General features: G+C 67.8%; 8 protein-coding genes and 1 pseudogene. 4 read left to right on the forward strand and 5 right to left on the reverse strand.

Features of this window, described 5'->3' with window-relative positions; all coding sequences use genetic code 11:
• Window positions 1-293: 293 nt before the first annotated feature.
• Both ABD366_RS41880 and ABD366_RS41885 read right to left on the reverse strand, forming a co-directional pair.
• Window positions 294-701: a hypothetical protein gene (locus ABD366_RS41880; protein WP_324777164.1), complete on the reverse strand. Its 408-nt coding sequence runs from the start codon at window positions 699-701 to the stop codon at window positions 294-296.
• Between the two features lie 475 nt (window positions 702-1,176).
• Entirely contained in the window at window positions 1,177-4,227 is a 3,051-nt protein-coding gene (locus tag ABD366_RS41885) for an AfsR/SARP family transcriptional regulator (protein ID WP_324777162.1), read from the reverse strand.
• A 526-nt stretch (window positions 4,228-4,753) separates the two neighbouring features.
• Here ABD366_RS41885 and ABD366_RS41890 point away from each other — a divergent pair.
• From ABD366_RS41890 to ABD366_RS41900, 3 genes are all read left to right on the forward strand, one after another.
• Complete coding sequence (locus ABD366_RS41890) at window positions 4,754-5,812, forward strand: catalase family protein (RefSeq protein ID WP_344443557.1); 1,059 nt, start codon at window positions 4,754-4,756, stop codon at window positions 5,810-5,812.
• Between the two features lie 46 nt (window positions 5,813-5,858).
• Window positions 5,859-7,214, forward strand: coding sequence for a Dyp-type peroxidase (locus ABD366_RS41895; protein ID WP_324777158.1), 1,356 nt, complete (start codon window positions 5,859-5,861; stop codon window positions 7,212-7,214).
• Window positions 7,215-7,277: 63 nt separating this feature from the next.
• Complete coding sequence (locus ABD366_RS41900; RefSeq protein ID WP_324777157.1) at window positions 7,278-7,757, forward strand: hypothetical protein; 480 nt, start codon at window positions 7,278-7,280, stop codon at window positions 7,755-7,757.
• A gap of 610 nt (window positions 7,758-8,367) precedes the next feature.
• On the opposite strand, the gene ABD366_RS41905 is transcribed toward ABD366_RS41900, so the two are convergent.
• Entirely contained in the window at window positions 8,368-9,351 is a 984-nt protein-coding gene (locus ABD366_RS41905) for a patatin-like phospholipase family protein (RefSeq protein WP_324777153.1), read from the reverse strand.
• A 411-nt stretch (window positions 9,352-9,762) separates the two neighbouring features.
• On the opposite strand from ABD366_RS41905, the gene ABD366_RS41910 reads away from it, so the two are divergent.
• Window positions 9,763-11,367, forward strand: coding sequence for an acetolactate synthase large subunit (locus ABD366_RS41910; RefSeq protein WP_324777151.1), 1,605 nt, complete (start codon window positions 9,763-9,765; stop codon window positions 11,365-11,367).
• Window positions 11,368-11,410: 43 nt separating this feature from the next.
• Here ABD366_RS41910 and ABD366_RS41915 read toward each other — a convergent pair whose 3' ends face one another.
• On the reverse strand, window positions 11,411-13,210 hold the full coding sequence (locus ABD366_RS41915) for a thiamine pyrophosphate-binding protein (RefSeq protein ID WP_324777148.1): 1,800 nt from the start codon (window positions 13,208-13,210) through the stop codon (window positions 11,411-11,413).
• A 142-nt stretch (window positions 13,211-13,352) separates the two neighbouring features.
• Window positions 13,353-13,554, reverse strand: a pseudogene (locus tag ABD366_RS41920) (hypothetical protein); the annotation flags it as partial.
• Between the last annotated feature and the right edge of the window lie 678 nt (window positions 13,555-14,232).

A 14,232-nucleotide genomic window follows, 5' to 3' on the forward strand; every position in this document is an offset into this window, starting at 1 on the left:
CAACCGCATGAGCGTCATCGCCAGAGCCGTCCTCACTCTGGAGAAGCAACGCTGAAAACGCTCATTGCACCGCTGCGGCGGACAGGCGGAACGACGCCTGGTACGAGCCTGTGCCGCGTCTCTTCGTGCAGGTCCCGAGCTTGATCACTGAATGGGGCCGGGTAGTCCGCCAACCAAGACTGCGGATCGTCGCCGACGAACCCCCGTTGCCCGCACGCCGGTCGCCGGATTTACGCGCCTCTCACCGTCAGGCGTGGACCGACAAAATCTTCGGCAAGGTTCATCGTCCCAGCTCAGAAGGCACTTGCCTGGTCCCGGTCGGCGCTGGCCTCACACCAACCGAAACGGCGAGGTGAAGAAGGTTGATCCGGCACTTTCCACACCGCTTCCGCCTCGACGATCGCTTCGCTCAGCATTCGTCCGGCCAAGCGAACTGCCCTCAAAGCCTCACCCAGCGAATGTGCACTGTCCGCCATGGCTTCCAGTTCCGCCAGCCGCACTCCCCACCCAGCATGCCTGGGTAGCACTCGCGCCACGTCCATGGCGATGTCATGGACGTCCAGCAATACCTGGTGCTGTGCTGTGGAACCGCACCTCTGCAAGGTCGGCAGATTACGGAAGTACTCGCGAACTTCCGGCGAGGGATGCCCTGGCAACCGAACCCGCTCACCACTGAGGGAGATCTCCTCGTTCCCTGTCACGACGCCACCTGCTGTCGAGGGACAATCATGAACTTGTCGCCGCGTGCGCTGTACACGACCTGTACGTCCTCGCCGGCTGCGTTGCGGCCTGCTACCTCCGCATCCATCCGCGGTAAGGACCGAGGGTCCCCCGCAGGCAGCCACCGCCGCTCGAGCCCTTCCGCCGCAGTCCGGCTTCCTGCCGGTCGGGGCCCTGTTGACGAGGTGTTGCTGGACAGTGCCTCAGCCCTGGCGAGCGGGAGAGGATCAATCGCGGTAGTACGCTGCATTTCGCTCCTTAGGTGCACGAAGGTCGTCACCGGGAGTCTGACGGCTCGTCATGGGCGAGCCGCTGCGTGAGGTTCGGACACGGCGTGCAGCCCAGTTCGGAGTCTGGTCGGGACGACGGCCTCACCCCCGTGAAGGCCGTGTCCCTCATGGTTCCGGCCCCGGTTGCACGACTCGCTGCAGTTGCCACTACAGCAAGGCAGGCCGGTCAGGCGTGAACGCCGCCCGCGGCGGGGACGCCGAGGGCTTCGTAAAGGGCGCGGGCCTCTTCGCAGTGACGGCGGGCCTGCTCAAGATCACCCGCCGTGCGGTGGGCGGCCGCGATGCCCTCGTGAGCGCGGGCCTGTTCGTACCGTTCACCGATCGCCACGGCCCTGGCCAGCGCGTCGACGTGCCGAGCACAGGCTTCTTCCACCTGGTCACTCGCCCGCAGGGCCTCTCCCAGGCCGTTGAGCGCTTCGACTTCGCAAGCACGGTAGCTGGTCTGCCGTGACAGCTCCAGGGCTTGGCGGTGCTGGTCGATCGCTTGTTGATAGCGGCCTTGTCGGCAGTGGACCAGGCCCAAATGGGTCAGCGCGTAGGCCTGGCCGTCGCGGTTTCCGGTCCGCCGGAAGAGGACCAGGGCCTGGTGGTGCTGGTCGAAAGCCACCCCGTAGCGGTCTTGCTGACAGTGCACCAGGCCAAGGTGCGTCAGAGCGTAGGCCTGGCCGTCCCGGTCGCCTAGATCGTCGAAGAGGTCCAGGGCTCGGCGGTGCTGGTCGAGGGCCCGCCGGAAGTGGCCCTGCCGCCAGATGACCAGGCCGATGAACATGTGCGCGTAGGCTTCGCCGTACCGGTTGCCGGTTCGTCGGAAGATGTCCACTGCCTGACGGTGCTGGTCAACGGCCCGCTCGTAGTGGCCTTGCCGCCAGTAGACCAGGCCCAGGTAGGTCAGCGCAGAGGCCTGGCCCTCCCGGTCGCCGGTCCCTTGGAAGAGGTCCACTGCCCGACGGTGCTGCTCTACCGCGCGGTCGTAATGGCCCTGCCGCCAGTAGACATAGCCCAGGTAAGTCAGTGCATAGGCTTCGCCGTTGCGGTCGCCGCTGTGGCAGGCGGCATGATGGGCGTGGCCATGGATCGTCAGGCCGTCGGCGTAGTGCCCGCCGGTATCCAGGTAGCGGAACAACGTGGTGGCCAGTTCCACGGCGTAGGCGTCCCAGCCGCGGCGGACCGAGTGGGCGCAGACGGCCGTCAGGTTGGCCCGCTCGGCGTCCAGCCAGGCCCGTGCCGCGTCCGGATCATCGAGCGGCAGGGCGGAAGGGGTCGATGGGGCATGGACGGGCCGGGAGCGCTGGTCCACTCGGTGACGGTGCAGGGTGGACGTCGCGGTGGCGGCCGTGGCCAGGTAGTGATCGAACAGGCTGGTCAGAGCGGCGTGCCGGTCGGCGGCGGAGTCGATGGTGGCGGCCAGTTCGGCGGCATAGGCGCGCAACAGGTCGTGCGTGGCATACCGGTGTGGGCCTGTGGGCTGGATGAGGTGGGCGCGGGCCAGCCGGTCCAGCAGGGAGCGGGCTTGAACGGGAGTGCTGTGGGTGAGGGCGGCGGTGGCGTGAGGGTCCCAGTCGGGTCCAGGGTGCAGGGCCAGGAGACGGAAGGTCCGGGCGGCCGGGGCGGACAGGCGCTGGTAGGACCAGGAGAACACGGCGCGCACGTCGGTGCTGGGGTCCTCGTCAGCATGGAGAAAGTCCAACTGCCGTTCCCGATCGGCAAGTTCAGCGGCCAGTTCAGTCAGGCTGTCGTGGGGGCGGGCGGCGGCGAGTTCGGCGGTGAGGCGCAGCGCCAGGGGCAGCCGCTTGCACCGGTCCGCCAGGACGGCGGCGGCCTGTGGTTCGGCCTCCACCCGGGGACCGATCAGCTGGTGCAGCAGGGCGCCGGCATCCTCAGCAGGCAGCAGGTCGAGGTCGAGGCGGTGGGCCCCGTGCAGGGCCACCAGGCCAGGCAGGGCGTCGCGGCTGGTCACGACGGCCGGGCAGGTGGGGGTGCCGGGCAGCAGCGGCCTGACCTGCTCGGGGGTGGCGGCGTTGTCCAGAATGACGAGCAGGCGTCGCCCGGCAAGTTCGCTGCGGTAGCGGGCCGAACGGTCCGCCGCGTCCAGGGGGATGTCCTGCCCGCGCAGCCCGAGGGCGGACAGCAGATGGGCCAGCGCCTCCTCTGCGGTCATGGGCTGCTCAGGATCGTAGCCGCGCAGGTTCACATACAGCTGCCCGTCGGGAAAGGCCTCCCGTACACGGTGGGCCCAGTGCACCGTCAGCGCGGTCTTGCCCACGCCCGGGGTGCCGGAGACCAGGCAGATGACCGACGCCGTCGAGGCCGGGTCCGGGGCCGTCAGCTGGTCCAGTTGGGCCAGTTGCCGCGTGCGGCCGGTGAAACAGGGGATGTCGCCGGGCAGTAAACAGGGCACCCGCACCGGCCGGGACCGCTGCGGGGCGGGTGCCGCCAGGGTGGGGTCGGCGGTGAGTACCGCCCGTTCCAAGCGCCGCAGTTCGACACCGGGGTCGATGCCCAGTTCCTCGGCCAGAAGTGTTCGGGCCTTGTGGTAGGCCGCCAGCGCCTCGGCCTGCCGCTCCGACCGGTACAGGGCGACCATCAGGTGCGCCCACAGCCGTTCCCGCAGCGGATACTCGTGCGTCAACTTGGCCAACTCGGCCACTACAGAGGCGTGTCGGCCAAGTGCCAGATCGGCCTCGATGCGCTCCTCCAGGACCCCTAACCGGTGCTCCTCCAGCCGTTCCCGCTCGGCGCCCAGCAACGGGCCGGTCAGTCCCTCGCACAGCCGCCCCCGCCACAGCCGAAGTGCACTCTGCAACGCCTCGGCCGCCGTGGACCAGTCCTCAGCGTCCCGAGCGGCCCGTCCACGGCGCATCTGTGCGGTGGCAGTGTCCAGGTCCAGTGCGCCGGCCGGTACCGACAGCACGTATCCGGCCTCGGTCCAGGCCAGCAGTCGGGACGGGTCCCGGGCCCGCCGGCCGGGCTCCAACACCCGACGCAGCCCCGCGGCATGCCGCTGCACCAGATTCACCGCGCGTCCCGGTGCCGATGTTCCCCACACCGCGTCGATGAGCCTGTCCCGCGGCACCGGCCGGTTCGCGTGCAACAAAAGCACGGCGAGCACCACTCGCTGCTGTACGGGACCGGCATCCAACTGCACCCCGTCCCGCCACACTCGTAGCGGTCCGAGCACCTCGAATCGCAATGCTCCGGGTGTCCCGTGAACGCTCATTTCCGCCCTCCCCCCGCGCGGAGCAACCTCTCACAAGCTAGCCCGCACAACACCGTACGGGCACCCGTCGGAGCAGGGCTTCCCGCCCGTCACCGGACGAGCGGGCGGGTCCGCCGTGGGAGCACGCTGCCGGTCACCACCGGCGTCCAGTAATTACGAACAGGGACCCGCTTTCAAGCGTCGTCCGTAATCCACATCCGCCCCGTCGCCAAGGCCTCCGGACGTGGGTACGGTGGCGACTGGCAGCCGGCCAAAGAACGAGGACGATGTCCTCGGACCGGTCCAAGTTCCGCTGGTTGACCAGGGGGGCACCACCCCGGCGTTCACGGACGGCCGCTGCACGCCGCGGGTTGACCTGCGTCACAAGGGGGTTGTGATCAGAGGCGGGTGTCGTAGGACCCGGTCGCACGGAGCAACGCACGACCTGGGGCCTTCGGAGTGACGAGAGGCGGTCGAAGTCATGTCGCCGGGTTTTATCCTCTATACGCCAGACATCGAGATCGTGGAGCCTCACTTCGACGAGAACATGCAGACGGTGATCGCAGGGATGGAGCGGCACATCTGCGACTCGCTGTCGGCCGAAAGCACCGGCCAGGCGCTCCGCGACGCTCACTCCAAGGGCTACGGTCTGGTCCGGGGCGAAGTGCAGATCCTCGGCGGGCTGCCGAAGGAGTACGCCCAAGGAATTTACGCGACTCCTGGCAGGCACGACGCGCTGGTGCGGTTCTCCAACGGTTCTCCCCACATCGGGGCCGACACGCAGTTGGGGCGCACGATAGGGCTGGCGTTGAAGATGTTCGACATCAATGGCCCCACGCTGCTCGACGACGAGCCCGACAGTAGGACGTTCGACTACAACACCATCAACGCGCCTGTGTTCTTCTGCAACACCGTTCAGCACTACCTGTTCATCCAGGAACTCTTCCTCGAAGCCAGAACGTACTTCGCCGAGGGGAGGCACGGCAGGCACCGCTTCTACCGCGACTATGTGACGGGCAAGGGGGCCCTGGAGCCCGACGAGTGGGCGTGGGAGGAGCTTCTGGCCTTCCTCGCCGTCGCGCAACGCCCTTGTGTGAACGTGCTGCTGTCGGTCTACTCGACGATGGGAGCGGTCCGGCACGGCGACCACATCGCCAAGGTGCGCATCGTCCCCGACCCCGCCTGCGCATCCGAGGTGGTCGAACGTCAACTCGCCCCCGCCGCAGAGGCTTTCCGCCCCGCTCTTGTGGCCGAGCTGCGCGAGCGCCCCTACGCTTTCGACATACAGGTCCAGTTGTGCGCCGACCTGGACCGTATGCCGGTCGAGGATCTCACCGTCGAATGGCCGGAGCAATTGTCCCCGTATGTCACGGTGGCAAGGCTCAGCATCCCTCACCAGGACATCTCGGGCGCTGAGAACCTGAAGCGGATGAACACCCTCTCCTTCACGCCCTGGCGGGTGACCGCAGCACACCGGCCCCTGGGCAGCATCATGCGGGTCCGCAAGGAGGTCTACCGCCGCGCTTCCCTCCTACGTCATCGGCTCAACCACCAAGAACGGCGCGAGCCGCGCACCGCGGACGAGGTCATGCCTCTGGGGTCCTGATGGCACCGCGAGCCCGCTTCCGCCGCAAGTATGGAGACAGATCGCGATGACAGACAATACGTGCCAGTCCGAGTCGCAGGTGGAGCTGTACGACATCCAGGCCACCCTCTTCCGGAAGCGCCCCGCCCCCTACGTTGCGACTTATGTCCTGCTGCGCATCGACGACCCGTCGGACGGCCGTCAGATGCTCAAGCGGCTGCTACCGCATGTGGCCTCGGCGGCCCGGTGGTGGGATCCATCCGACAGCGCGTGGATGAGCGTCGCCCTCAGTCACTCCGGACTGCGGGCGCTCGGGGTGCGGCAGGCATCATTGGACAGCTTCCCAGAGGCTTTTCGCGAGGGCATGGCAGTGCGTGCCGAGCGGCTCGGCGACACCGGGGAAAGCAGTCCCGAACACTGGGATGCTCCCCTGAACAGTGGCGACGTCCACCTCGCCGTGTCTGCCTTCGCCCCGGACAAGGCCACGCTGGAGCCCCTGCTGGCGGCCTGCCGAGAGTCCCTGCGCGGTCTGCTCGCCGTGCGGGTCGTCTACTCGCTGGAGGCCTACCAGCTACCGAGCAGGCGCACCCACCTGGGCTTTGTCGACAACATCGGCGTTCCTGACATCGAAGGTGCCGGAGCGGCCGCCGGCCTGCCCGGTTCTGGCGCGCCCCTCAAGGCCGGCGAGTTCGTGCTCGGGTACGAGAACCAGCTCGGGCGCCTCAGTCCCCTGCCCCAACCCGCCACTTTGGGACGTAACGGCACCTACGTGGCTTTGCGCAAACTGCACGTGAAAGTCGCCGAATTCCGACGCTACCTCAAGGAGAACGCCGCCTCGCCCGAAGAGGAGGAACTCTTGGCGGCCAAGATGATCGGCCGCTGGCCCAGCGGGGCACCGCTCGTCCTAGCCCCCCTCCACGACGATCCCGGCCTTGCCGGCGACCGCACGCGCGTCAACAACTTCACCTACCGCAAGCAGGACGACGCAGGTCTGTGCTGCCCGCACGGCGCCCACATCCGGCGCATGAACCCTCGCGACTCCCTCGACGACACGATCGTCGACGTGGACCTGCACCGCCTCCTGCATCGTGGCACCACATACGGTCCCATGCTCCCCGAAGGACAGCTGGAGGACGACGGTGCTGACCGCGGCATCGTGTTCACCTTCATGGGAACCGACCTTGCCCGGCAGTTCGAGTTCATCAAATCCCAGTGGGCCAACGACGGTGACTTCGTCGGCCTCGGCACCGAAAAGGACCCCCTGTTCGGGGACAGCGACGGCACCGGCACCTTCACCGTCCCCCAACGTCCCGTACGCCGCAGGCTCAAACAACTGCCCCGCTTCGTCGTCACCAGGGCGGGCGCATACCTCTTCATGCCCGGCATCCGCGCCCTGACCTGGATTGCTGAACGCGACACCTGAACCACACCGCGGCCTACCACGTCAGGGCAGACAGCTGGGCACATCCCCAAGAAGGGATCTCAGATGACCACGAGCCCCGAGAAGCCGAACCGCCCGGGCCTGCAAAGCGGAAGGATCAAAGAGTTCACCCTCTACTTCCACGTCAAACCCGGCCACGGGAAACTGATCCGCGACGTCTTCCGGCAACCCGGGTTCGACGAACGCCGCGGCGCGTTGAGCAAACTCATCGGCACACTGCACGACATGCGATGGGTCCTCTTCGACGACGACACTCGTCTGATGTTCTCCACAAACTTCGACGGCGACTGGGACCTCTACATCGACGACTTCGCCGCTCAGGCGCCGGACATCTTCGACACCATCCTGGAACACACGGAGGACTACCCGGGCCTCCAAGACCCCAACATCAAGGACTACATCGTCGCCCACCAGGTCACCGCATGCTCGTACTTCTGCGCCATCCCCGACGCCACGGTCTCAGATCTCCGGAAGGCACTGCGCGTCCAGGACGCCTTCCAGCAACTGCTTGACGCAGCAACTTGAACTCCGTGACCGCAAGGTCAAGACGCTGCTTCGATGCGGGCACGCCCGGCTGTGTGTGCCGCAGGGAAGCCCTGACAGGCGCTGGCACAGGAGGACGGCGACGGCGCGGCTGAGCAACTTGCGCTGTCAGCGTGACCAGAAGGTACCAGGGGTCGCAGGCCCAGACGCATTTACGGTGGTAGCGGTCAAAGAGCTGACCGTGGTTTTGCGGTGGGGCGGCGCCACCTGCTCCACGACGTTGCCGGCGTGAGCCGACCGTCGACGGTGACGCCGAGCCGGCAGACGCGTACATAGGCACGTAGTCCCAGATAAGTCTGCTTAGCGACCTCGTCGCGGCTCAGGCAGCCGCCTCGCGCAGGCGGAAGCAGTGAGAGACGCGGGCGAAGCGGCAGATCGGGACCGGTGTCCTGTCCAGGATCGACAGCATCGGGTCATGGACCACCTGAGTCAGCAGGTGCTGCCGCAGGTCCGCTTGTTCCGCCACAGGTTCGCCGCTTGATGCACGAACGTGGTGCGGTGGATGCGGTCCAGACCCGGGAGGAAGTCGCCCCGGTGACGGCGGAATTCGTTGTACAGGCCGGTATCGGTGTCGGAGCCGTCGGCCTGCCCCTCATCCGGGGTCTGCCACGCGCAGGTGGTTGTCGGCAGCCTTCCACCCTTGCTGGACGGCGGCCTGCCGCGCCTCGCGTGAAAGGCGGAAGTCGGTGACGCCGAGCTTCGGCAGGTTCACGGCGATTGTCCGGGCCTTGATCTCAGGACGGTCCAGCTGGCTCTGGTCGTTGCCGACGACGGCTGTGGTCACAACATGTTGCAGGTGTTGCAGCAGCGGGAACAGCTTCACCGTCGGCAGCGGGAACAGCTCGGCGATGGCTTCGGGCAGGTCGGGAAGGATGCGCACTCCCACCGTCTCCCAGCGGGCTTTGTGTCCGTCGATGCGGTCGAAGATGTCCACGGGGAAGTTGGAAAGCACCCCGCCGTCGACGATCACCGACGCCCGGCCGGTCTTCATGTTCGGCAGTACGCACGGCTCGAAGTAACACGGGATCGACAGCGACATCCGTACCGCGTCGGCCACGTGCATATCATCCGCGTTCAGGCCATAGAGGTGGTAGTCCCACGGGAGGCGCAGCAGTCGACCGCGGGTGACGTCGGTGGCGGTCACCACGAGTTTGTACTTGTGCGTGTCAGGCAAGTCTGCGCTGTCGCCGGGGTCCTCGCGCCGCAGGTCGGCGAATGTCTCGACCCTGTGCTGAACGAGCACGTCCCTGATCCACGCGTGGATCCAGTCGCCGCGGTAGGCCCCGCGCCGCCGGAGCAGAGAGACACCCTCGCTCAGCAGGGGGACACCCGTGCGCAACAACGGGACCCCCATCGTGGACCGGTCGGGGATTTTCTTCATGTCCAGGTCCTCCATGACCTGGCGCAGTTCGGCAGCATCCAGACCGGCGGCCACAAAGGCTGCGGCGATGGCTCCCACGGAGGTGCCGGCCGCCCGCGGGAAGGTGTATCCCTCTTCCAGCAGCCGGATCACCGCGCCTGCAGTACCCAGACCGCGTGCCCCGCCGCCTTCCAGTACCAGATCCAGGCGTTTCATGGTTCCGCCTTCCTCCCACTGGGGCCTTGGCAACCACTGAAGCTACGTGAACGCTACTCGGGCAACCACACGCGCCGTAGCGGCATTTGACGCCTGAGGGAGAACTTCCGGATACACCAGGTTTTTTCCTACAAAAGCGCTCAAGGCCGTCACAGTTCAGCTCGGGAGCACTCCAGCACCCCGGCAACCTCGTCGGCCGGATGCAGACGGCCGCTTGCCTGCGAGGTTCCCGGCACTCATCGAGCCGGTTGGTGTCATCGGGGGGCCGGACTGCCGGTCCGCGGTCTCTTCCTTCGGCCGGCCGTGGCGCCTCGGGTGACCGATTCACAACTGCCGCGCCATGCAGAGGGGCGCAACACTGACACCCCGCGGACTGGCCGCCGGGCAACCGACCGGAAATGGGGCGGCACCGTGAACGGAGCTCAGATCCTCATCCAGACGCTTGCGGACCGGGAAGTCGATGTGTGCTTCACCAATCCCGGCACCTCAGAAATGCACATCGTGGCCGCGCTGGACGACGTGCCGAAGATGCGGGCGGTGCTGTGCCTCTACGAGGGAGTCGCCTCGGGAGCTGCCGACGGCTACGGACGGATGGCGGGGAAACCCGGCTGCACCCTGCTACACCTGGGCCCCGGTCTCGCCAACGCCCTGGCGAACTTCCATAACGCGCGAAGGGCGCGCACGCCCGTCGTCAACGTCGTCGGCGACCACGCCCTGTCCCACAAACGTCTGGACACACCGCTGGAGTCCGATATCGACGCGCTCGCGGGCACGGTCTCCGGCTGGACGCGGCGCACGTACCGCTCCGCCGACGTGGCGTCCGATGCCACGCAGGCCGTCGCCAAGGCATCTGGCCCGCCCGGCCGGATCGCCACGTTGATCGTGCCCGCGGATGTGTCGTGGTCGGATGCCGTCAAACCCAGCCCACCGAACGTACCGGCCCTGATGCGCGCCGCCGCCCGCGGTATGTCGCCCGAGGCCGTGGCGGTCGCCGCCGAGGCCCTGCGGTCCGGCGAACCCGCCGCTCTGCTCCTCGGTGGCGCCGCGGAGCACGGCCCTGCGATGCGCGCCGCGGCCCGCATCGCGGGCGCCACCGGCGCGAAGCTGTACTGCCAGTCGTTCCCGGCCCGCCTGGAGCGCGGCGCAGGCCGGCCACCGGTCAAACGGCTGCCCTACTTCCCCTCGGACGTCGCAGCCGAACTGGCGGGCCTGCGTCACCTGGTGCTGGCCGACGCGGCCGATCCCGCCCCCTTCTTCGCGTACCCCGGGCTGAGCAGTCGCCTCGCCCCCGACGGCTGCGCGGTCTCCCGACTGGCCGACGAGACGGAGGACGTGACGGCTGCCCTGGAGGCACTCGCCGACGAGGTGTGCACCCTGGCCAAGAAGCCGGTAACCGCCCTCGCCCAGGAGGCCGGCCGGCCGACGCGGCCCACCGGCGCCCTCACCGCCGAGTCCGTCGCGTCGGCCATCGGCGCGCTTCTGCCGGAGAACTCCATCGTCGTCGACGAGACGAACACCTCCGGCATCTGGCTGGCCGCCGCCACCGCGGGCTGCCCGCCACACGACTGGCTGACCCTGACCGGCGGTTCCATGGGCCAAGGGCTGCCGACCGCGGTGGGGGCGGCCATGGCTTGCCCGGATCGGCCCGTGTTCGCGCTGGAGGGGGACGGCAGCGCGATGTACACGCTCCAGGCGCTGTGGACCATGGCGCGCGAGGGGCTGAACGTGACGACCGTATTGTTCGACAACGGCGCCTACGCGATCCTCGACCTGGAGTTGCAGACGGCCGCCGGCCCCGAGGGAGGGCGCCGCGGTCACGAGTTGATCGACATCTCCCGGCCGGCCCTCGACTTCCTTGCACTCGCCCGCGGCCTGGGTGTACCCGCCCAACGGGTCAGGACCGCTGAGGAGTTCACCGCAGCCCTCGAACACAGTCTTATGGAACCCGGCCCCATGCTCATTGACTGTGCGGTGCCCTCGGTTGCGTCCGCCGCGCGGACACCCGGAGTCCAGTGATCTGCTGCCTGGACACGTCTCAGCGGTAAGGGGCCGAATCCGGCTACTCCTCCCCGGTCTGCCTGCCCTTCTGGTCCTTCCTGAGGCGTGCCTCAACCACGTCGACAAGGCCGGAGATCTGGCCTTCGGGTGACGGGCTGTAGTGCGGCACGGCCCACCGCGTGATCCGCGCATCGATGAGGGTAGGGCGGCCCGAGGCCACTGCGGCACGGAACGCCTCTTCGAACTCGTCGAGCGTGTCCACGCGGTGGCCGTCGGCGCCGCAGGATCGCGCATACGCGACGAAATCCGGATTCTGGAATTCGACGAGGCCTGCGTCCGCGCGCCGGGACAGCTGGTAAAGCCTGATCAGTTTGAACTCACCGTCGTTGAAGATGATCCAGATGACCGGGATGTCGTGCTCCACGGCGGTCATCAGCTCGAAGCCGCCCATCGTGTAACACCCGTCGCCGCAGCCGACGACGACCGTCCGCTCCGGGTGCGCGATCTTGACGCCGATCGCTCCGCAGACGTTGCCGGCCATCGGCCCGAAGGAGCCGGGCTTGCGGAAGTGCTGCCCCTCGTCCAGCTCCACGTAGTAACCCAGCCAGGCCGTGTGGGCGCCCGCGTCACCCAACAGAACACCCTGAGGCGGCAGGAGCCGGCCGATCGCCTGCGCGAGTTCTCCGGGGTGGATCTTTCCCGGCAGGTTGTGGATGTGCCGGGCCTCGTAGTCCTGTCCTTCGACCTCGGCCCGCGGCACCTCTCCGACCCGCTGCTCCAGCGCGTCGGTGACAGCGGCCACCGCGCGTCGTGCGTCGGACCGCAAGGTGTACTGAGGCCGGTAGGCCCGGTTGAACTCGTCCTCGGAGATGTTGACGTGGATGAGCACCTTGCCGTCGAACAAGTCGTCGCGGAAGTCGAAGGTCGCGTGCTGGTTGAGGGAATTGCCGATGGACAGGACGATGTCGGCCTCGCGGAAAGCCTTCCAGGCGCTCGAGTGGCCGCTGTCCGCAAAGACGCCCACGGCCAGCGGGTGCCCTTCCGAGACGATGCCCTTTCCGTCCATCGTGGTGACCAGCGGAATCTGGAACCGCTCGATCATCCGCCTGATCTCCGGCCCGGCCTCACTGCGTACCGCGCCGAAACCGACCAGCGCCACAACTCGCTTCCGCGCGGCGAAGGCCTCGGCCAACACCGAGGCGATCTCCTCTACGCGTGCCTCGTCGGGCCTGACGGGCTGCACGTCAAGCCCGATACGGCGCAAGTTCTTGACCTCGACGCCGTGACGGGTCAGATCCTGCGCAACATCGATGTGCACGGGCCCGGGCCGCCCCTCGAACGCCACGTGGACCGCCTCCTCCAGTACGTCGCACACATCCCCCGCGTCGGTGAGCAGGAACGACTTCTTGGTTGTCGAGGCGAACACGGCATGGGAGTCCGGGGTTCCCCGCAGACCAGAGGTCTCGTTGAGCGCACCCCACCCGCGCCATTCCAGGGGCGCGTAGCCCGTGACGGCCAGCACCGGGTAGGAGTCGGACCGCGCCACGGCCAGGCCATTGATCAGATTGAACGCGCCGGGGCCGCCCGTCGCGAAGCAGAAACCCAACCGATTCGTGTACATGGCTTCGCCACAGGCCATGTAGGACGCCGCCTGCTCGTTGCGGGTAATGATCGTCCGGATTTGCCGTGAATCCTTCAGAGCCAGGAGCAGGTCAGCCACGTGCTCGCCGGTACCCCCGAAGGCTGTCTGCGTCCCCACATCTTCCAAGCCCTTAACGATGGCCTCATAGACTCGCACTGCCCGCCGCCTTCCTGCCCGCCCGGTCCGCCGCACTCGCACCAGCCGCACGCACACGCGCATGTCAGCGGCTACACCAAGAAGTCCGTCATGTGATCTTGCAGGCGTTTTGCCCCTTCGCGGGTTCCGCATCGTAGTGGAGTCCACTTCGGCCCAACGCGTGAGAACCGGCCACACCTCAAGCTCCGGGAAAGGGACTGTCCCATCAACGGCCCTGACTCGCTTTCGGTAGTGACGTAGCGTGCTGTTGTCCGAGAAGGATGTGGTGGCGGAGCAGGGTAAAGCCTGCTCCGCCGTGCATCTGTCGCGCGATGCGCTTGAGCTTGGTGTTGACTCCCGGTGGGGCCGTTGCTGTACGGAAGCGTGAGGTCGGCGACAACGGCGTCGAGGTCTCGCTCCAGGCCTCGGGCGACGGTGAGTCTGGCCAGGAGCTCGCGCCGTCGACGCGTTCTTCGGCGCAGCCGGCCAGCCGGATGCGCACGGTGATGCCGGCCGCGGGCCTGCGCCCGGAGGCCACCCTGCGCGAGCTGTTCCACACCCGTGGCGCCTGGCACGACGTCACCACCTACGCGGCCCTCGCCCACGAATGGATCCCGACCGCCACCGCCGCCGAGCAGGCCATCCTGGCCGAGCCGGCCATCCTGAACGGCGGCGACGCCCTGCTCCTCACATCAACCCGCTTGCGAGAGATGTGGCTCACCGCCCGAGGTGAAGCTCGCCGGCACGTACCGGTGACTTGCCTAGGGCGGTCTTCACAGGGGAAGCCTGGTGCGGGAGCAGCGGGGCGCCCCCTTGTGGCGGGCGACTTCCTTCTCCAAGACCGTCACCCGCGCCTATGGCTTCCTGCAGTTCGAGGATGGTCGCGTGCTGCCATGTAGGGAACGTCAAACCTTGCCTCCGGGGTCCAGGGCGGCATCGGCGTCAGTTTCCCACCACCGGCTCTCCCCACCAGGGAGCATGTGCAAGCCCTTCATCCGACGACGATCACGTCCCGCCGACGAGCTCCCACGGCCTGCACGGCGCAGGCGCGCGACACGCTGCTGCTCCGGCAGTCCAAAGGCGCACGCGGGCGCCGGGGTGCGTGG

It is taken from the genome of Streptomyces kunmingensis (genome assembly GCF_039533535.1).
Classification (GTDB): Bacteria; Actinomycetota; Actinomycetes; order Streptomycetales; family Streptomycetaceae; genus Streptomyces; species Streptomyces kunmingensis.

Excerpts from the sequence above, each read along its gene's own strand:
- ABD366_RS41895 (WP_324777158.1), top strand. The coding sequence starts at position 5,859 with ATGACAGACAATACGTGCCAGTCCGAGTCGCAGGTGGAGCTGTACGAC.
- ABD366_RS41900 (WP_324777157.1), top strand. The coding sequence starts at position 7,278 with ATGACCACGAGCCCCGAGAAGCCGAACCGCCCGGGCCTGCAAAGCGGA.
- ABD366_RS41885 (WP_324777162.1), bottom strand. The coding sequence starts at position 4,227 with ATGAGCGTTCACGGGACACCCGGAGCATTGCGATTCGAGGTGCTCGGA.
- ABD366_RS41915 (WP_324777148.1), bottom strand. The coding sequence starts at position 13,210 with ATGCGCGTGTGCGTGCGGCTGGTGCGAGTGCGGCGGACCGGGCGGGCA.
- ABD366_RS41905 (WP_324777153.1), bottom strand. The coding sequence starts at position 9,351 with ATGAAACGCCTGGATCTGGTACTGGAAGGCGGCGGGGCACGCGGTCTG.
- ABD366_RS41890 (WP_344443557.1), top strand. The coding sequence starts at position 4,754 with ATGCAGACGGTGATCGCAGGGATGGAGCGGCACATCTGCGACTCGCTG.